The sequence below is a fragment of the Mesorhizobium kowhaii genome (assembly GCF_042431665.1).
Lineage (GTDB): Bacteria > Pseudomonadota > Alphaproteobacteria > Rhizobiales > Rhizobiaceae > Mesorhizobium > Mesorhizobium kowhaii.
The window spans coordinates 15,757-35,190 of record NZ_JBHLYT010000091.1 but is presented as its reverse complement, the minus strand read 5'-3'; the positions used below and the strand labels follow the sequence as shown (position 1 = coordinate 35,190).

Annotated in this window: 14 protein-coding genes and 1 pseudogene; 4 read left to right on the top strand and 11 right to left on the bottom strand. The window is 60.7% G+C overall.

Annotated features, from left to right (window positions below):
• Nucleotides 1-770, bottom strand: a 770-nt coding sequence (locus tag ACFFNA_RS34975) for a trypsin-like serine peptidase (protein ID WP_378924433.1), incomplete at its 3' end; no start/stop codon positions are given.
• 403 nt (nucleotides 771-1,173) lie between these two features.
• Here ACFFNA_RS34975 and ACFFNA_RS34970 point away from each other — a divergent pair.
• The 4 genes and pseudogenes from ACFFNA_RS34970 to ACFFNA_RS34955 form a co-directional block, all read left to right on the top strand.
• Nucleotides 1,174-1,785, top strand: coding sequence for a hypothetical protein (locus ACFFNA_RS34970; RefSeq protein WP_378924432.1), 612 nt, complete (start codon nucleotides 1,174-1,176; stop codon nucleotides 1,783-1,785).
• Nucleotides 1,782-2,840: a DUF4403 family protein gene (locus ACFFNA_RS34965; RefSeq protein ID WP_378924431.1), complete on the top strand. Its 1,059-nt coding sequence runs from the start codon at nucleotides 1,782-1,784 to the stop codon at nucleotides 2,838-2,840. The genes ACFFNA_RS34970 and ACFFNA_RS34965 overlap by 4 nt, the downstream gene beginning before the upstream one ends.
• Before the next feature lie 49 nt (nucleotides 2,841-2,889).
• Nucleotides 2,890-3,540, top strand: a complete 651-nt coding sequence (locus tag ACFFNA_RS34960) for a hypothetical protein (RefSeq protein ID WP_378924430.1) — start codon at nucleotides 2,890-2,892, stop codon at nucleotides 3,538-3,540.
• A gap of 480 nt (nucleotides 3,541-4,020) precedes the next feature.
• Nucleotides 4,021-4,561: pseudogene (locus ACFFNA_RS34955) on the top strand (ATP-binding protein); the annotation flags it as partial.
• A 345-nt stretch (nucleotides 4,562-4,906) separates the two neighbouring features.
• On the opposite strand, the gene ACFFNA_RS34945 reads toward ACFFNA_RS34955, so the two are convergent.
• The 10 genes from ACFFNA_RS34945 to ACFFNA_RS34900 all read right to left on the bottom strand — a co-directional run bounded on the left by ACFFNA_RS34945 (nucleotide 4,907) and on the right by ACFFNA_RS34900 (nucleotide 19,262).
• Nucleotides 4,907-5,899: a PAN domain-containing protein gene (locus tag ACFFNA_RS34945; RefSeq protein WP_378924429.1), complete on the bottom strand. Its 993-nt coding sequence runs from the start codon at nucleotides 5,897-5,899 to the stop codon at nucleotides 4,907-4,909.
• Nucleotides 5,900-5,934: 35 nt separating this feature from the next.
• Entirely contained in the window at nucleotides 5,935-6,585 is a 651-nt protein-coding gene (locus ACFFNA_RS34940; protein ID WP_378924428.1) for a PAN domain-containing protein, read from the bottom strand.
• A 28-nt stretch (nucleotides 6,586-6,613) separates the two neighbouring features.
• Nucleotides 6,614-7,798, bottom strand: coding sequence for a glycoside hydrolase family 3 N-terminal domain-containing protein (locus tag ACFFNA_RS34935; protein WP_378924427.1), 1,185 nt, complete (start codon nucleotides 7,796-7,798; stop codon nucleotides 6,614-6,616).
• Nucleotides 7,799-7,801: 3 nt separating this feature from the next.
• The gene (locus ACFFNA_RS34930) at nucleotides 7,802-8,632 is read right to left on the bottom strand and encodes a PAN domain-containing protein (protein WP_378924426.1); all 831 of its coding nucleotides are present in this window, start codon (nucleotides 8,630-8,632) and stop codon (nucleotides 7,802-7,804) included.
• 107 nt (nucleotides 8,633-8,739) lie between these two features.
• Complete coding sequence (locus tag ACFFNA_RS34925) at nucleotides 8,740-9,483, bottom strand: hypothetical protein (RefSeq protein WP_378924425.1); 744 nt, start codon at nucleotides 9,481-9,483, stop codon at nucleotides 8,740-8,742.
• A gap of 61 nt (nucleotides 9,484-9,544) precedes the next feature.
• A complete protein-coding gene (locus ACFFNA_RS34920; protein WP_378924424.1) occupies nucleotides 9,545-10,501 on the bottom strand; it encodes a hypothetical protein in 957 nt (318 codons plus the stop codon).
• Nucleotides 10,498-13,215 carry a virulence factor SrfC family protein gene (locus tag ACFFNA_RS34915; protein ID WP_378924423.1) on the bottom strand — a complete coding sequence of 906 codons (2,718 nt, stop codon included), beginning with the start codon at nucleotides 13,213-13,215 and terminating at the stop codon, nucleotides 10,498-10,500. Before ACFFNA_RS34915 ends, ACFFNA_RS34920 begins: the two co-directional genes overlap by 4 nt.
• Entirely contained in the window at nucleotides 13,212-16,337 is a 3,126-nt protein-coding gene (locus ACFFNA_RS34910; RefSeq protein WP_378924422.1) for a virulence factor SrfB, read from the bottom strand. Before ACFFNA_RS34910 ends, ACFFNA_RS34915 begins: the two co-directional genes overlap by 4 nt.
• A 37-nt stretch (nucleotides 16,338-16,374) precedes the next feature.
• Nucleotides 16,375-17,628 carry a hypothetical protein gene (locus ACFFNA_RS34905; protein ID WP_378924421.1) on the bottom strand — a complete coding sequence of 418 codons (1,254 nt, stop codon included), beginning with the start codon at nucleotides 17,626-17,628 and terminating at the stop codon, nucleotides 16,375-16,377.
• Entirely contained in the window at nucleotides 17,625-19,262 is a 1,638-nt protein-coding gene (locus tag ACFFNA_RS34900) for a S1C family serine protease (protein ID WP_378924420.1), read from the bottom strand. Before ACFFNA_RS34900 ends, ACFFNA_RS34905 begins: the two co-directional genes overlap by 4 nt.
• Between the last annotated feature and the right edge of the window lie 172 nt (nucleotides 19,263-19,434).

The window sequence follows — 19,434 nt, the reverse complement described above, 5'->3', positions numbered from 1 at the left end:
GAGGAGCAGGGTGAGCCCGACGATCCACCCTCAGTGTCGGTCTCGTACCGGAGGAAACCGTCGTCCCGCAGTTCGAGCAGCCGGCAATTCTCCATCGCATAGCGTTTTGGCCCGCCATCAGGATATTCGATCATCCGGATCGGCATTCCTGGCAGGATCTTTGACCGCGATCCATTGATCGCCAGGAAGTTGACGGAAGAAAGAAGCTCGCCAGTGACCGCCTTCGGCTTCACCGCGACGATCGCGAAATCGAGATCCTCCGCCGAGAAGAAAAGCGCATCCGGATCGAACTCAAAAATAATGCCTCGAGTGACACCCGATGCCGTTTGATCGTGAAGAAAGTTGGCGCCTGTTCCTCGAACCGAGCCGGGATCCGGAAACACATGCCAGTTGGTCAGAAGAATGTTGGGTGAAATCATGAACCCGGTCGCAAACCCGACAGGATCGACCTTCGGATCGACGTTGATCACGATGCGCGCGACCGGCAGGCCAGCGGCTCGAGTAGCATCGTCCGGCGGCAAGGTGTACCAGTCAAGGGTGGGGCCGATCTTGCGCTCGACGAACACCGGAAGACGGCCTTGAGCCTTCAATTCGCTCGCCTGAACGAAGCTCGAACGGCGAGCGTCGTAGCGCGCCTGTTCCGATGGCGTCACTTGCGTCGTCGCAGGCGTCGGCGGCTGCGTTTTCCATCGCTTTGCCGCTGCAATCATTACCGCGAGGCGGCGCTCGTCGAATAAATTAGTCGCGGCCATGTAGGCTCTTCCTTCCAACGGCCTGAATAAGGACTGACGATGGACTTTGTTTGAGGATGGCGATTGAGAGATTCGACTTCATACGACAAACGCTCAAGCAGCGAAATGTTTAAGCGGCTAACAACTTTTCACACGAAGGCCTTTCGACCAGCGATGCTGCTCTGTCAATTTCTTAAAAAGTTCCAGCCTCCTCTTACATCACTATGCAATAAAGAGTAATGTGTGGTCAATGTAAAGAATAGAGTTCTCAACTAAGTTCCTCGCGCGGGATCGCTTTTTCGGCTGTCTTTTGGCAGCAGGAGCTTCGACGCCGGCCTCCGCATGGGGACCTGAAGATCATTCGATCACGTAGAGAACACAAAGCGGTGACATTCAGCGACGCCGCTTCAGCAGGTGCAAAGCACTCTTGGGGGAGACGTCCATGGCATCGCGTACCAGACCTGGCATGAAGTTGCGTGTCGCTCACTTGGCCGTCGCAACCCGCCGGTTCGTTCCGGTCCTTCTCATTTTACTTAGCGTGTCGGGCTGCGAAAAAAATCTCTTCCAGGCGCCAGACCATGGTGGCACTGCCGATGTGCCGCCGGCTCCGACGTCGGACAGCGTTCTCACGCTGGTGGCACAAATTCCGTATGAGACGTTAGTGCAAGCAGCACAATCGAAGATACCGCAATCCGTTCCAGTGCAAGGAGATGGTCAAATTGGATGTGTCGGTATTCCTCATATTAATCCCGGATACGTCGGACATCATACCGAATGCAAATGGATCGGTGTCCGCGTTTGTGCTGAAGTGCCAGACATTACCGCTCCGAGCATTGGCACTACGAACCAATGCGCCGACTATCATTGGCATGCTGATATCAAAACTGATGGCCCTCTTGTCGTGACCCAGGCGGGCAATGGCGTTCACGTCGAACAGCCGCTGTTTGTCAGCGGTCAGGCCGGCGTAGGCGGCGACCTTGCCAGATTGCTTCGCTTTCGGGAAAGAACTTCGAGGCTCGGCTGGTCCCCGGCGTCGATCTGCAGTTCGATATGAACGATAAGTGGTGCCCCGTGCTCTCTGGAACCCCAACCGGCAGATGGGTGAGCAGTGCTTCGGTGGAAGTCGTTGGCAAAAACTGCCTCGGCTTTGATTTTGGAAACCTGGGGCATCCCCAAGTTTGCGCAGGGCCAATCAATCTGGGACTGGCCGACGTGTTGAACGGCCAGATCAATGACCACCGTGCCAAGATACAGGATGCCATTTCCAAAGCTTTACCCTGTGATGCGCTTCGGTCAAAGGTGGAGGCCCAATGGCACGCCTTCTCGATCAAGATCGATCGACGGGACAGCACGCCCGTCTATCTCAACATCGTCCCCACAGCGGCGAGCTTTTCGGGCCTGGTCGGTGAAGCGCAAGGCATGAAGATGACCGTGCGTGTCGCGGCAAAGACCAGTCTTGCAGCAGAGCCAGTTCCCACACAGTCCCTGTCTCTGCCGCCTTTGGGCAAAACATCAGCCGATCGAAGTCAAGCCGATATCACGCTGCAAGCAACTGCTGCCTATGGATTGCTATTAGACGAGCTGTCAAAGAACCTTAAGGGTCGCGATTTCCAGCAGCAGACGCCGGCAGGCGCCGTCGATGTGAAGGTCGACGACGTTGACCTCTATCCTAGCGCCGGCTCCGTCGTGGTTGGCTTGAAGGTACAGGCGAAGCTGCCCGGGGAGTACTTGAATACGACTGGCTGGGTTTACCTCTCAGGGCTACCCCGCGTCGAGAAAACTGGAACAGCGATCTCGATCAATGAATTGCATTTCGCGACCGTCCTGGACAACGCCTTCTGGAAGGCGGCACAATCCTTGTTCGAAACCCAGATCCTTGCAGATTTAGAGGCTCATGCGAAAGTCGATCTCAATAAGCAGATCAACGACGCATCCGATGAGATTTTGAAGGCCGTTCACAATACCAACGTTCCGGGATTGAAGATTTCCGCTGACACGCCGTCGATCGAACTTCTCGATATCACTGTCGGGCCAAAGAACCTGATTGCCAGTGCCCGGCTCAAAATGAATTTCGATATGGCGCTATCAGCTGATCTAGTAGGTCAGTAGCCCGTCTGCCGAACGAGCCGGGGCCACCCATAACGAACAAGAGGTGCAAATGACGCAATCGCAGCTTAGCAAAGTTTGGTTTGTGGTCAGCGCGCTCCTTCTCTATTACGCCCTGAATTCCTGGGTGGTAGCGCAAGGCGGGGAAGAGATATTCGGGGCAAAGCTGGTCATGAAGGCGAGGGTGCCTGCAGTAATGATCGCAATCCCGATATGTTCGATTTTACTCGCACTAACCTCACTCATTGGACGCGTCTACGCTTTTCGCGGCGGCTCGCAATGGCATGAGCGGATACCCGTTGTCGGCTTCGACGCAATCGACACGGGCTCGCGTGAGGGCCGCGTCTATCAAGGCGCGATGATTGTAGTCTTCTCTCTGCTACCCGCGATCGCGCTGGTCTATTTCTGGTGTACGTTTCTCTCCGCGACGGTAATGCTGAACGACGGCAAGAAGGACCCAGGCGCCAACGTGTGGGATTGGTCGCAGCTCCGGACGCTGAACGATCCCGCACGTATCTGCACTGATTTTCACAAGGAGCTGGCCGATCCGTGTATCGGCAATGCGACTGTGCTGCCGGGCCTTGAGCCAACAATCTTTGGTGCGCTAACCCTCGCGGGCATTGTTGCGCTCGCGATGCACTGGCGTGCTATGGCGACGGGTCAACGGCAGCAGCTCCCACCAATTACGACCCGCCGCAGGTAAGCGAGGCTGCAAGTCTACGCGCTGCTACCGAGCTTCAGCTAGGGAGGACTATCCACAAACTTCTTCTTCGGTCATCCGCCGCCAATTCTCGAATGGGCACGGCCGGGCCAGAAGTACCAGCAGCACCAGGATCGTTTTCACATCGGTCTTCCCTCGTCAGCGAACTCAGGCGTCAGCGGCGCCTTCAACAGACTGTCTCGCAAGCAATCCCGTCGCCAGCGCAGTCGGTGCCTTTATTCCCGCCCGAGCGGCTTTCGAAAGCAGCGCATCGGTCTGCTTCAAGGCCTTTTGAGTAGTCCTGATCACGACCAGGATTTCGTCAGCTGTCAGGTTTGAGGTGTCCAACCCGCGTCCGCCCCGCTTCATACAATCGAGCCTTGATCCTTATGAGCTTTGGGTAACGGGTGGTCGATTGGCAATTCGTACTGAGATGACGTGCCGACCGCGATCGGCGCAGGCCCGATGCGAGACGCTATTCGTCCCGGGGAATTTATTCGCCGTGCGCCACGCGAATATGATCGCAGCATACTCGACCTGCTGGTTGCGGGCGACTGGATCAGGAAGCACGAGAACTGCGCCATTGTCGGCCCGACAGGCATTGGGAAAAGCTGGTTGGCCTGTGCCTTGGGACACAAGGCCTGCCGCGACCATCATTCGGTCCTTTACGTCCGGATGCCGGCATTGCTGCAGAGCCTCAGCAGGCCCGCGGAATCGGCAGCCTTGCAGCGCGCCTGAAAAGTCTCGGCGCCGTCGAACTTCTCATCCTAGATGACTACGGGCTTCAGCCCATCGACGGCAATGCTCCCCACTATCTGCTGGAAATCCTTGAGGGACGATTGGCCGCTGGTCGACCCTCGTCACCAGCCAATTCCCCGTAGCCAGATGGCACGAAAAAATCAGCGACCCAACGTACGCCGACGCAATATTGGATCGTCTTGTTCACAACGCTCACAGGCTTGAAATGAGCGGTGAGTCCATGCGCCGTCTGCGCCAATCGGCCGAAATTATGCTCTCACGTTGATTGCCGCTCCGCACGAAATACAGACCTGAAAGGCCGGACCGTAAAACCGTGGAAAATATCCTGGCCAAAAGAATGTCGGACGCGCGGCCCGCAAAGCAGACCGGCCCATACGGCGCGTTGGAAAGCGCGGCGCCGGTCTGCTTCGCTCCGTTGGAGGCAATCTTCAGCCCTCCACAGCGATCTCGTCGACACCAGCTTGACCAGGATAAGTTCATAGTCACATTTACCTTCAACGATCCGTCGCCGCACATGCGCGCGATCAAGTCGGAACGGTGCGCGGCATCAGGTTGGAGTGCATGCGCGCGATCGTCGGAATCCGCAGACATTCCCCGGCCCGCATACCGATTAGTCTTGGCGTATTGCGCCGCTGTCGGTTCCCCGACTGCTTGAATATTCGCCCGGTTGGTCGAAAAGGACGCAGCGCTTCTGAGATTGGGTGAATCCGAAAGCGATGCACTGGTCCAGTGCCGAGCAGTCCCGTTCGCACTCGTCGCGGGCGCGGGCGGTCAGCACCGTGAACCCGTTCCCCGAAAAAGCCTTGCCGTTGAAATATTCGAAATAGGGAGCCGCGCTCGACGCCGGAGGAGTTTCATCCCCCGAGATGACGCCGCTAGTGGCGCGGGCATTCATCAAGAGTTGGCCTTGTCGCTCCTTGAGAAAGCACTTCCGGTTCCATGCGTCGTAAGTGAAAGCCCTGCACCAGCTTTCCGAGGCTAGGCACATGGATTCACACTGTTCCACGCTATCCGCTTGGCGGGTCTCTGCGGCTTTACTCTTCAGATCCCTGTTGAGGAAACGCCTGAAATTGGCAGGAGGTGGCGTTACGGCCACTGCCTCCTGTTCCGGCTGGCTATGCTGCGGCGGCGGTTCTGCAGCCTGTGGAAAGGCAGGTGGATTGACTGGCGGACGGTAGCCAGTGACCAGACTGCGGGCGCCGGCCGTATGTCCTTGGCTTTGCTCCGCGCCCGCTACGCTCGCGAACAGCCTGCAGACGCTGCCATCCGACGAATGGTCAAAGCCTGCGCACCCCGAGCGGGTGGAACAAAGGTTCCTGCAGGCCTCCAGCGGCACGCTGACCGTAGCGCTGACGGTCCCGTTCAGGAAAGTCTGCGGGTAGCGGAAGAGCTCCTCTGCCGATTGCGCGTTCGCGGGCCGAACTCCGGCCGGCGGAACAACAGCAGCCGCAACTGCGACTAGCAACGCGAAGAGAAGTGCAATGATTCTGTCGCTCGAGTGCTGACGGCGAAAGCGATTCGCGAGCGTCCGCGGACAAGGAGAATCCATGTCGGCTGGTGGCTCGGACACCTGGCATGTCTGCCGATTGTTCATCTGTGACATTGGTTACCTTTCTCCGCCGCTTTCCGAACAGAATCTCAAAAGCTTGCGGGGCCGCTCAGCGGACATTTCCGGGATGCGAGAACCGAGAAGGTACCGAAATGGTTGTTGCAGATTCGGAACTTAGACTCACGTGCCGCCGGAGCTGGCGAGGGCGCCTTTGACTTTGCTGCCGGCCGCGGGTTTGTCGCATCGCGTTGTTTTTTACGTCTTGGTTTCGCGCGGACGACCGGCGCAGGCTTGCGTGTCTTTTGCGATGTGGCACTTTCCTGCTTCTTTGCTTCTGCCTCCGACGCTCCCTGGATCGACGGCTCGGTCGGTTTAGCCGCGACAGGCGGATTGGCTGGCGGATGGTAGCCCGTGACCAGACTGCGAGTGCCGGCGATGTATTGCTGGTTTTGGCTCGCGCCGCCGACGCTCGCGAACAGCCTGCAAAGTCCCTCGGACGACGAGTGGTCGAAGCCGATGCATCCCGAACGCGCGACGCAGAGGTTCCTGCAGGACTCCAGCGGCACGCTGACCGTCGCGCTGACACTCCCGTTCAGGTGGGTCTGTGTATAATCGAAGAACTCTCCTGTCGACTGCGCGTTCGCTGGCCGAATCCCGGTTGGCGGCACGATAGCAGCAACTGCGCCTGCCATTCCCAAAAGAAGTACCGCTGTACAGTAGCGAAGACCATACGCCAGCATGCTTCCTCCTTGCCTAGGCGCTCGCGCGCTACCGTTCCCTTACGATAGTCGTTTCCTCGGAAACGGCCGGTGCCAGCTTCCTTTTCAGGCGCATGACGTTTTCATAGGATTTCTCTATCCGCTCGAGCATTTCCGGGTCCTTGCGCGCTTCTTCAGACAGGAAGGCGGCAACCTTTTCCGGGACCAGGGGGTCTGGATGTTTGTCGTTGGCGAATATCAGGATGTCGTTCCCTGCCAAAACGGCTCGGCGCACTGAGTCCTCGAAGCTGATGTTGTCGGTAATGGCCTGCATCTGCATGTCGTCGCTGATGACCACGCCTTTGAAGTGCATGTTGTCCCGCAGCAGCCCGGTCAACGTCGCGCGGGAAAGCGAGGAGGGGATTTGGTTCGAAAAGGACAGCTTGTCATTTATCACATGCGCGGACATGACCATGTCGACATCCCCCGATGCGATCAGGTTCTTGTAGGGGAGAAGTTCCTTATCGCTCCATGTCTTGGAAACGTCGGCCATGCCCTTGTGGCTGTCCTTGGTGCTAGAACCGTGTCCCGGGAAGTGTTTCAAGGCCGTTAGCACTCCCTTCGCCCGATGCGCTTCGACGAAAACCTTCGCGTATGCCTCGACCGTCTGCGGATCGGCGGAAAAGCTCCTGCCAAGCTTGCCAATGATGGGATTTGCCGGGTTGACGTTGACGTCGACGACCGGAGCCAAGTTGAGGTTGAACCCCAGATCCGAGAGAGCGGAAGCGAGGTTCTGGTAAACCACCCCGGCCTCGTCTGGACTCATGGACTTAGCCACAGTCGCCTCGCTAGGCGTCTCCTTGAACCCGATGGCACCCGTGAGCCTTTGGATACGGCCGCCCTCCTGATCGACAGCGATGAGCAGCGGGGTTGCCGCGAAGCGCTGCAGGCCCTCGTTCAGTTGCCGCACTTGCTTTAGGCCGTTGATATTGCGCCCCAGATAGATGACGCCCGTGATCTTTCCTTCCTCTGCTTGCCTGACGACCCTCGCGTAGCCCTCGGCATCCGGCTCGCTGCCGACGAAGCCAACCAGCACCATCTGCCCGATCATCTGACGCAGCCTGGCGTCTTCGATTATGCGATGCAGGTTGGCGTTTGGGATGTGGGCTCCCCGTACCGGGTCAGCTTTCAGCGGCGAGGAAAGACCAAAGAGGGCGCAGGCGACAGCGATGAGAAATGCGATCCGCGGCGGCATGTTTCAGTCCCTCGGAGCGACGGGATGTACAAAATCGGGAGTGACCGTCCGGCTGTTTTTTCGCGCCGACGTCATGCCTCTTCTTCGTATCGGGTAGAGGTTCGTTCCGTCGACTAGGAAACATCGGTTGGGTCGCGCGATCACCCAGGTGAACCCACCGCATCCACCATCCGAGCCACATTGCTGCATGCATTCCTGATACGAGATCGCAGCTGACTGCATGCCATTTCCAATGAGGCCGCTCGTGGTGAAAAGCTCCCAGTCGGCGGTCAAGGTCGGAGGAGGGGCCGATGGCTTGGCCTTGTAATAGAGGCCGGACCGTCCCAAAGGGTAGGACTGCACGAAATCGAAGCCCGATTTCAGGAAGCATCGGTTCACTTCCTGGTTGTAGGTGAACGCCCGGCAAGAGGCTCGGCTGTCGCACAGAGCCGAGCAGCTTTCAGCATTGGGCGCATCCAGGCCTTTCGCCACGAGATCGCCGCCCCAGAGATCGACGCCGCTGAAAGACGCGTAGTACCACGACTCGGCGTTGGCGGGATCGTGGTAGCCTGGAATTCGCTGGCGCGTGCCGCTGATCGAGAGCGGATCGGACTGTGCCGAGGCGACTGCTGGAAACAAACGGCAGAGGTTGGTCGCGGAGGAGTGATCGAAGCCAGCGCAGCCCGAACGCTCCAGGCAGATTTTCCGGCAGTCGTCTAAAGGCCTCCTGAACTCTGCGCTGGAGAGTCCCCTTAAAACAGTCCCGGGATAATCGAGAAAGTCGCCTCCGGCCTCCTGCGCCGAAGCCCTCGGAGCAATTCCAGGCATTGCGAGAGAAAATGACAGCAGCAGCATGGCCGACGCTATTCCCGCCGCGGCCACGCGCAAGCGACGACCCCTCTGCTGCATTCCTGCTTTCCCCCTGGCCCAACCCATTAAACCAATGACAAACCGCAGCGGGGTCAAGGACTGATCGACCCTTCGCAGTAGGTGGTGCGAAGGAAATTTTCGTATGCGTTAGAGTGGCTCGATCCGGCGTCGCTGGCGTCGAGGCAAAGCGAGCTCAGCAGGCTGTTGGCTTGCGCATTGCCCTCAAGCGCGAGTTCGAAATACGAACGCGCCGCCTTATTGGAGTCGATGGCATCGACGCGGTCCGGCGCGAAGGTCCTTGGATCATACCATTTCGCCATTTCGAGTTTCGCGCCCTGGTTGCCTCTCTGCATCGCGAGATTTATCGCCTGCATCCCGACGCCCCGGTCTCCGCGCTTGAAAGCCTCCTTGCTCAGGTCGAAGAGTTCATGGCCGTCTGTGTCCGTCTCCTTGAGCTTCGCCAGCCTGGCTGCAAGCGGAGGATTTGTCGGATCGGCGTAATTCGAAAGCAGGCTGCGCGTCGCAGCGGTCGAACCCACGCTCACGCGTCCGGCGCCCACGCTCGCGAACAAGCGGCACTCGTCCTTTTGAGAATGGTCAAATCCCTGACACCCGGAACGCGCCTCGCAGAGTTTCCGGCATTCATCCATCGGCTTGGAAAACTGGGCGCTGACTATCCCGTTCAGCACAGTGTCCGGGTAGTTGAAAAGCTCGTTCGCAGCGGAATTTTCCTGCGCTCCCGCCGCCATGGCTGTGACCAGCAGCATTGCCGCGGCTACGGCCGCCATGCGCCCCCTGAAGGGCAGGAGATATTGGTCTAAGCTGCTCTTCGGCATGCTTTTGTCCCTCTGACGGTTCAATAGGCGGCGCATTGCCGGACCTTGCAATTTTCGATCATTATTCCATCGTCCCCTCGCAGTAAGTGTCCGTCAGGAACCCGCTGAACGCAGGATCCTGGGGCGAACTCGCGCTCTTCGCGCAGAGGGAGCGGAGCAGTTCCTTGGCCGCTGTCTGGCCTTCTACCGACAGCTCGAAATAGGCCCTCGCCGCCCTGTTCGCGTCGGCCCGATCGGCTTTGGCGGGATCGAACGAGCTTGGATCGTACCAGCGCGCGATTTCGAGTTTTGCGTCCTTGTTGCCCCGCTCCATCGCAAGATTGATCGCCTGCAAGCCAATTCCGCCGTCGCCTTCCCGGTATGCCTCGCCGCTCAGGGCGAACAGTTCAGCGCCGTTGGTGTCCGTCAACTTCAGCCTCTCGAAACGCGCGAGCAAAGGCTCGGGCTTATGGAGCCACCCCCTGCTGTCGGCGATGTAGTACCCTCCGCCTGCCACCAGCAGCGCCAGCGGGATCAGAAGGTACAGGAACCGCCGCTTCTTCTTCGGAGGCGGGGCCACAAGCTGGGGTTTCGGCTCCACCGCCCGAGGCAGTTCCACGGCCTGTTCGAGAGCCTCTTCCAACTCCCGCTCGATGGCCTGAGGAACGGGTGTCTTAAAAGGGGTCAGCTCCTGTGACCAAGCTCCCGGGCTAGGCGGGATCGGCGGCCAGAAGGCGCTCCCTTCGATGTCATGGCCTTCGACTTCGATCCTCACCTGCAGGTCAACTGGTATCTGGTCGCAGACCTCGGGCCCGACGGCCACCGTGGCCGAATTCGCGCCGCGGCTGACGACCGCCGCATCTACGGTTGCCGGACGCGCCTGCCATCCGGCATCGCCAAGATAGGGAGCGTCCTTGGACTTGCGCATGATCGACAGGCGCAGCCTGGGAGAACTGCCCAATTCCTGCGGGAACGTGATCAGGGCATGCCCGAACAGGCGTGTCTCGTCCTCGCTGACTTTGACCGCAACCTTGTTCATCGAGCCGGCCCAGCGGGCGCGACAGGCGGCGCCGACGCATCGAGCGCCTCCAGGATGGCCCTCAGGCGCTCATTCTCCTCGACGTTGATGGTGATCCCCTCGCCCGAGAGGACGTTGTCGATAACCACCTGGTGGAAGGCGTACATCCATTCTGAGAGCGCGAGGTAGGAGAAGTTCCGCCGCTCCACGCCAAGCCCGTCACAGTCGGAGACGCTCGGACGGCGGGCAAACACCCTGACTTCTCCGTTTTCGGTGCCGTCAGGAGCCATTGGCCGCTTGTTCTCGGGCATCGCGTCGAAGCCAAGCGTGCTGACGAAACGGTTGATGTGGCTCGTCGCGAGAAAGCCTGCCTTCTCGAGCAGGATGTCAGACCTTTCGACCGAACTTCCCGAGAGCCTGGCGAGATCCCCGGCTATGCGTTCTTCGATCCCTGACCGCCGTGCCGCGGCAGTAAGCTCGGCGACCAGCTCGTTCGCGGACTCTTGCCCGAGGCCGATGGCCTGCAGCGCATTGTCGTTTCGCGCAAGGGCGAAAAGGCCGTCGGTCCAATGCCTGATGGCCGAGCGGGCAAGATATGCTTCGCGCGGCAGCGCTTTCTGAGAGACTGATCCCCCCGGGGAAACCGCGGCGCCGGCCACCTTCTTCTTGTTTCCGGGCAAAGGAGGAGCGCCCGGCCGCGGAGGCGGCGCGCGCTTCTTCGCCGCAGCTTCGGTCCGGCCTTCGGAACCGTCCTCTGGCGCGCTCTGACGCTTCAGGCGGTTCCCGTATTCAATGTGAAGATGTTCTGAGATGCCGTTCTGCGATATCTGCAGCATCCTCATGGCGGTCCCGAAGTGGTCCTGCTCCCAGATCCCGGCGAGGTCTGCGAGAATCTGGTCGGAGACTTCCCGACGCTCCGCAATGCGCTTGTTGATGTCGCTTTCGATGAAATACGGGGCGAGCACGCGGCGGACATCGTGGGCAATGTTCCCCACGCGGCCCTGTATCTGTGCATACTTGATCTCGGGACGGCAGATGGCCGCAAGATTCTCTGCCAGATAGCTTACGCCGCCATCGTTCAGCCTGAGGGCCTCGTCGAAGGCTTTGGCCGGCTCCCGGAAATGCTGCTGAACTTCACTGACCCCAAGATACGCCTCTCGCAGGGCGGCGACCTTCGCTATCTTGTCGGGCAAGATCTCGATCTCGGCGCTGCCCTTGTACTTGATGAGGGACTCTGCCTTGAAATTCGGGTTGCGCAGCCAGTAGGAGTTGTTGAAAGGCCTGTCCGGCATCCATTCGAACGGCCACTTGTGGGCCTTGCCGAAAAAGCGTGTCAGCGATGCGCCCAGGCGCGCGCTGAAACGATCCGCCAGGCTCTGTCCCTCCTCGCCCGCCTTTTCGCTGAAGTGCATGTCGAACATCGTCAGCACCAGGAACAGTGCAGTGTCGGTCCGGGCGCGGTCGAACGGGCTTTCCCCGTGCGAGGTCCGGATCCAGTCGTCGATCATGTCGGGGAGAGTCGCGACATCCTGGTTCGAGGGCTTGATGCAAAGCAGCATGCTCGAAAGTTCCTGCTCTGCCACGTAACGGTCGAAAAGGTAGGCGACCTTGCCCCGGACGAAGAGTTCCTTGAGCGCGTCCGGGTTGCCCTCGATGAAGGCCTGCAGATCTACCTTCTGCCGGCTGCGAGCGCCCGGGAAATCCAGGAGGTCAGTGTGCTCGAAGAATGGCCATGGCTGTTCCGATATCGCAATCCGGAGCTCTGCCACCAATGCGGCGATCACGGGTCTTGGCAACGAGACAGTCGATCCCTTCATCGGCCTGATGAGCAGCTCGTCCTGGCCGGATTTCCCGAGGCCCCGTAGCGTCTCGACGTCTATGATGCTGCTTTCCCGGGGAACCAGGGCTTCGATTGGGCAATAGGCGTCCTTGGCGAACCCAAGGCTTTCAAGGGCGCTGACGAGTTCAACGTAGAGATCGGTGAATTTCTGCAATCCGCCCCACAGCACGGAAAAAAGGTCCGCCCTGTCGGCGATGGAAAGCCGGGAGGCGAGGAAGGCGGCTTCCTCCCAGTAGGCTCCCAGCATCTCGATGTTCGGCAGCCCAGCGAACTGCTTCTCGAAATATTCCTGAAGGTCCCACACGTCCTCCTCGGCCATGCCATCAGAAGCTGCCTGCGAAGCGGACCGGCTCTTAGCGTTTTCCAATGCGGACAGGACGACGTCAGAAGTCAGCGGCGCGCGTTTCTTCGCGTCCCCGTCAAGGAAGAAGCTATTGCCCAGGACCTTGGCTACGTCTGTTTCGCTCAGCATCCTCAGCACAACGGGCGCGCCGGCCGGACTTGGCTCTTCTCGAACCGAAAAGCGGGTGACAAGCCCAGTGGACTCCCGATCGCCGCCGGGGTTGATCTCCCGGATGAAGTCGACCTCCCGTCCCAGATCGCCCAAGCGGGCCATCAAGGGCGCGCCTCCATTGCGGGCCAGGACCGACACCAGATAGGACTTGCCAGCTTGGCTGGGGCCGAACACCCCGACGCACATGGGGCGGTCGATGGCCAACATCGCCTTTCGGGTGGCGACGATGGACTTCCTGAGCTGCTGCTCGGCGGCCGAGCGTGTGCTGCCGACCCGTTCCGCGTTTGCGGCGGCTCCTACCCAGGCAAGGCCCTCCTGCGCCGATTTCAGCGCGGTGTCGCAGGTTTTCTTCAACTCTTTACGCATGCCTTCAGCTTTCACTGGATGGAGATAATTCCGGTATCGAGCCAGTAGCCGTCACCCGCCTCGACCGCGAGCGTGTCCAGCTTCAGCTCCATGATGCGTTTAACCGGAGAGCCGTCGGCGTCCTCGGCGTCCTGGATCACGAATTCCTCGCGCGTCGCCTCGCTCGTAAGAAGCGCGATCTCGTTCACCTCGTCGTCTTCCGGCGCCTGCACGTTGCGCGCGATCGTGACGCGGACCGGCTTTCGCACGCTCCGCGCCGACCGCGTCTGCGCGGTCGTCAACTTGTAGAGCGGAGTCGCCACCCAACGCTCTAGCGGAAGCTGCCTGAAGCCAATGCGAAGCGGGCTGTGGTAGTCGAACTCCGCCTCGGCTTCCGCCGTCGCGGCATCGAGATCGATGTCCGAGAAAAGCAGCGTTTCGTCCGGGAGCGCCGAGCTGCCCTGAAGCCGCCCGATGTACCGGGCCGTCGACTTCATCCGGAGATACTGGGAGTAGAGGGTGAAGTTGGTGATCTGCCGCTCCGACAGCGCGCACAGCATTGCGCCCACGACCGCGGTCGTCTTTGGATCGTCGATGTGCGTGTTGCTGACGCCCCGGAACGGATACCACGTGCCGACGCGATAGTCCTTGATCGGGATGACGCGGTCAGGCCGGACCGACATCTTGTTCATGAACAGGCTTATCATCTGCGGCAGGCGCATCGGCCGTCCGGTCAGGAGCACCACGTCAGCGTCCAGATGATTGATCGCCTCCGCGATGTTGTCGAACACGCCGTCGAAGATCGACAGGACGCATTCCTCGACCGCCAGTGGGTCGACCGCTATGTCGCAGTCGGCGATCATGAACTCTCCGGCTCCAAGCGCGCCTATACTGTCCTTGAGATATCCGAGGATGCGCGCGTCCACCGCAATGTCGCCTCCGGCCATCGGCCGTCCTCCGGTCTCGAAGAAACTGCCCGCCTTTCGTATTTCCGTCTTGCGGCTCGTCGACGGCATGGCTTCGCATTCGGACAGGACCGCGATTGCGATCGGCTGCAGGACCTGCAGCACGAACTGGCGACGCAGGTGCTTTTCCTGCTCGGACATGTTCGGATTGTCGCCGGCGAAGCGATCCTTGAGATAATTCCGCGCGTTCGGCAGGCCCGCTTGGACGAGCCCTTCCTCGAGCCTCGGTATGACAAGGCGCTCGATAACCACCTTGAGGAGGTCGTCGCCTGCGATGCGGAACCCCTCCCGGAAGTTCTGATCGGGGAACAGGGCGACGTTGTCCGTCTGGAAGTAGGTCGTAACCATGAGGTCGGTGGTGCCGCCGCCCACGTCGACGCTGGCGACGCGCAGGGACCGTTCGAGCTTCTCCTTGGACTTGGAAGGCGGGAGCGCTTTCGGCCTCTCCCTTTCCTTGCCGAGCACGTCGAACAGGGTCCTGATCGACCCGCCCAGCTTGTGCACGGCCTCGCCGTAGAGGTAGACGAGATGAACCGAACTTGCCTCGTCCCAGGAGCAGTGGATTTCCGGGCGCTGGCTGTTTATGCCGCTGTCGCTGTCGCCCCATCCTGACAGGGACCAGAGAAGCTTAACCGCGGCTTCCGCGCGCGACCGCAGGATGCGCTGCTCCTGAATCGGGGTCGCTGACGGGATCGTCAGGATGATCCTCCGCAGGCGGCGCGGAGAATCTTTGAGCCTCCTTTCGCGCCGGGTGCCGGGGTTGTTCATCATGGACATCGCCTGTGCGATGATTTCGACGAGCATGAAGGTGAAGAACGACGACCTCGAAAAGCAGAAGCGGCTCGCCGTCTGCAGCTCGCTCTCTTTGACCTTCAGCCTGAACTGGCGCCTGTCGCTCTCGAGCTGTTCGAGAACGTCGCCGCGGTCGTTTATGAAGCGGTACATGGAGCGCTCGATCAGCGGCTCCGTTCCCGCATGGCCCGCCGAGGCCGAACGGAACTTCCACTCCTGGAGAACCGGATCGGAACTCCACAGGTACCGCTTCGGCGAAGAAAGCCCCGTCGCCGCCTCGGTGCCTTCCGACTCCCCGCGAAGGCGCGAGGCTTCGGGGCCGATGCGGAGCAGGCTTGGCCAGAAGAACGCCCGGGGGCGGCCAGACCGCCTGGCGATGTCTTCCGCTCCGAATTCTCCGGCCACCAGCTCGCATTGGCTTTCGAACGGATCGCGATAGACGAGTTCGGGCTTGGAGAGGTCCCGCAGCTCCAGGACGACGGAGTTGTTGAGGTCGACGTTCACGTCGTCAGGGAACGACTGGATCAGAAGTCCGCACGACCGCGAGTTCCCGATGTCGAGCACAAGATCGACGTCGACCGGATGAACGTCCCTGTTGTCGCTGACCGTGTCGATGAGGGTGACGCGAACGGGCTTGATCACGCTGGCGATAAACTGGACGAAGGTTATGTACCGCGCGAGATGCTCGAACTGGAAGGGAAAGTCTTCCGGCCTGAGCTCCTTGCCTTTCCTCTGGAGCTTCTTGAAGGAGTGGAGGATGTCCCTCAGCCAGTCGTCCAGCCACTTCTGTGCGTCCACGGGCCCTTGTCCGGGAACGTCGACCTTGTGGGACAGGAACGAGATGATGTCGGGAAGCTGGCCGACGAACCGGAACGATTCGGTCCGCATCGCGTCTTCCGGGCAGGGCGCCAGATAGGGGCGGTTTGTCTTCCGGGGCGCGAGCGAGCTGTCGAATGCGAAGATTGCCCTATGCGTTCCCTTCCGGTCTCCGTGGGCGTTCCTGGTCTCCGTAACTCTCACCCGCACCCAGTCGGTAGGGCCTTGCGCGTATATTTCGTTGCCCAGCGAGTCTTTCCCGGGTTCGATCTTGAAGAACGGCATCGGCACCCAACGGTCCAGGAAGGTCTCGAGCGCCCTCGATTTCGCGATGTCGTACACCACGTCGTCGCCTTTTGGGGGGTGGGGCGGCTGGTCCGAGTCGGGATCGTCGTCGTTCCAGTTCGGAAGCAGGCGGATCAGCGTCTTTCCATCCGAACCCGTTTCGCCCGGGGACACCCGCTCGATGAACGACCTCGACAGGCGCGGAGAGGCGTCGAAGTCGAACCCGAACTCGACGAATTGAATGCCGCTGTCCGGCACCAGCGTAAATCCGTCGCTGAAATCGGCGAGGTTGGTCAGCATTGAGTGGTCCTGTCAGGCTGGCGTGGGCTTGCTGCAGTCATGGAACATCGAACTCCGTGACTTTCATCTGCGAGGCATCGTGAGATGTTTCGGTCAGGCTGCCCGGGTAGCTTTGCGTGCCCCCGCCATTCTTGAGAATGACGTTGAAGTCGGTCCGCCGAGCCGGGTCGCCGCGCTTGTCGAACAACCTCACGTAGACCTCGTAGTGTCCGGGAGGAGGCTTACTCGCCCACGTTATGTGTTCGACCGGTTTGTTGTTCTCTCCGTTGAGGTTCATGTCGATGTCGTGCACGCCGCCGCATTTTGGCTGCCCGTCCAGAAGCACCATTCCGCCGTCCGGGCACTTCACGAAGAGGTCTAGGTCTGTTCGGTTGTTCCAGATGAGCGTCACCTGTGCCTGTCCTTCCGCCCCCCCCGCGCTTTCGACGCGCTTGTCTGCTTCCTGCGCCGGATCAGACTGCTCGGCTCTGGGCGGCGGCTGACATGAATTCAGATGCCGTCGCAGTTGCTCCTCGATCACTGCTTCTTCCGACATGAGTTCCTGCGTTCGCACGCTGGCCTGATCGACGGCCGGCCGCGGCGCCGCGAGAGCGCAATAAGCGCCTCCGCCCCTTCCGAACGCGGTGACGCCGAAAGGAAGGACCAAGCCGCAGGCTGGGAGCAGCAGCCACGCGATCGCCCCCGTGAGCGCTATAGGAACAAGCCAAAGAAGCCTGCGGGCAACCGCCCGCCACCAAGAAGGCCCGGCAACTCGCACGGGCCGCTCCGTTGCCGTAGCCGAAACAGATGCCGTCGGCGGGCCGTCCCGGGCGACTGCAGCAATCTGTCCCCGGCCACTGGTCTCTGCGTCATGTTTTTCGTAACCCCATGCCGTAAGGACGAGCACTCCGTCGCTCCCATCGGAGCCGCCGGAAACCCATACGTTCTCATTGCCAGGAAATGTCACCGCGTTGCGCAGCGCAGTGGCCGTCGAGCGGGCTGCTGGGTCAGTACGGGTTTCGTGCGCGGCGGCCGCGCGAAGCACCGCACGGACGGATTGGTCCAAGCGCGCCCTGTAGCTGGCCGCCGTTTCGGGCGGGAGTTCCGTCATGCGGACAAGTGGCTCGTCGCGCTCGGTATACCAGTCGATCCCCGAGCCGTCCTTGCGCGGCACTGGTTCGGCCAGCTCAAGCCCGATGCCGCCGGGAAATTCCCGTCCGAGCACGGCCTGGAGCCGATGAACCGAGCGCTCTGCGGTAGAGCCTAGGGAACGCATCAGGCTGAGCGTCGTGGTGGCGACGAACTGGCTCATTGGACCGAGCCTCCTGCTGGCCCTGCGGCAGCGGCGCCCCCCGTGGCCGGATTGCACGGCTGATCGGCGGCGGCTACCGTCACGCCGTTGGCTGACAGGAACCGGATCGCGTCGCTCGCGCCAAGGGAGAAGTTCAGCTTCTGAACGTTCTCCCCGTCGAGGACTATAAAGGTGTTCACCCCGACCGCCCGGCCGCAGGCATCCGAAAGTGGACCTCCGCTGTTGCCGGGGGAAATGTTCGCGGAATGGGTAATCACCTTTGCCGCCCCGCCCTGAGGCATGGCCATCACGTTGCCCTGCGTGACGACCATTTCGAGATTGCTGATCCCTGTGGTGTCGCCATTGAGGATCGCTCGATAGGTGCTGTCCATGGACATTACGAACGATGGGAAGCCTCCCGCAATCACGCTGTCCAGCCTCCCGATTTCCGTCGAAAGATGCAGAGGCGTCATGTTGCCAGGCGCCTCGTCCACTCGCAGTAGGGCAAAGTCCGGATTTCCGGTCTCGCTGCCTGCGGATCTCGCGACGACGCGGGCGGGGACTGCGCGTCCAAGCGCCTTGCTGGCGACGAATACCGTCTCCCCGGCGCCTTCGACAACGTGATTGTTCGTGAGGATTTCTTTCTGGCTTACGAAGAACCCGCTCCCGGTGCTGAGCGAGTCCGCCGAGGGTGCAAGCACCAGCACAGTTGCCGAGTCCAGGGTTGCGAGAAGCGAATGCGCTGAACCGGGTCCCGGCGCTTGCCCGCCGGCGGCCCCTGACGCGCCGTTTTCCGTTTCGCCACCAGGTTCATCGAGCGGCGGACCGAGAACGGATGAATCTGCCTCGCATGCAGCCTTTGCAAGCTCCGCTTTTATTTTGCCGATCCGCTCTTCAAGGCTCCGGTTGACCTCCTCGTTGTTCACGAGTGGAGCTGTCGGTGGCGGCGGGAGCGCTCCCGGATAAACGAGGTTGCCCGGCCAGGCCGCGTAGATCAGGCAGGCGGCGAACACGAACGAAAGGCCAGCTATGGGCCAAGCTTGCCTGTGTCTTGCTGACGCCGTTGGCTGGGCCTCTTGGGTGGATGCTGCGGTGGCCTCGGGCGCAATCACGCGCCGCGGGGGAGACAGTCCCGCGGTGGCGAAACCTCCGACGGCAGCCCACGCCTGACCAGGCACCCGGGGCGACATGCCGGCTGGAAGGTAGGGGCCAATTGTTCTTTCGCTATGTCGCAAGAATGCGGCGCGGGACGAGCGGGCTTCCTCCGGCAGCATTCCCCAATTCGTGAGGACAGCGTTCTCGCCGACGGCGACGATCGAGCCTTCGTCCGCGACGTTGAGCATCGCCCCAACGGTCTCGCCGATTTCCTTATCCGCCAGGGCCGGACGAAGCGCCTCGATGCACGCTGCCAAGTTCGACTCGATCCGAGACCGCTTTCCCCTTTCGAGTTCGCTCAGTCGCTTCGGCTCGTCGTCGAAGCTGCTGAACCACGCCACGACCAGGCGGCCGCCCTCCTGCTCCTTGGCGTTCGGTTCCGCGAACAGCCGCGACGTGTTGTCCCCGCACAGTTCATCTATGCGGGCGAATGCCGTTTCGCAGTCGCGCCATAGCGGTTTCCCCGCGACAGCCAACACGTCACCGGCACGCGCGGACATTGAACGAACGAAGTGGACATTGCCCCCTCGAGCCATTAGGCACCTTCCCATGCCGCAATAAATCGTTAACCATGCGGCGTCCCCGGTCGCATATTTCGACGGAAAAAACGCAGTGTCAACGAGCCCTCAAGTAGATTCGACTCAGATGCTTAACCTGTAGCGGACCGCGGCC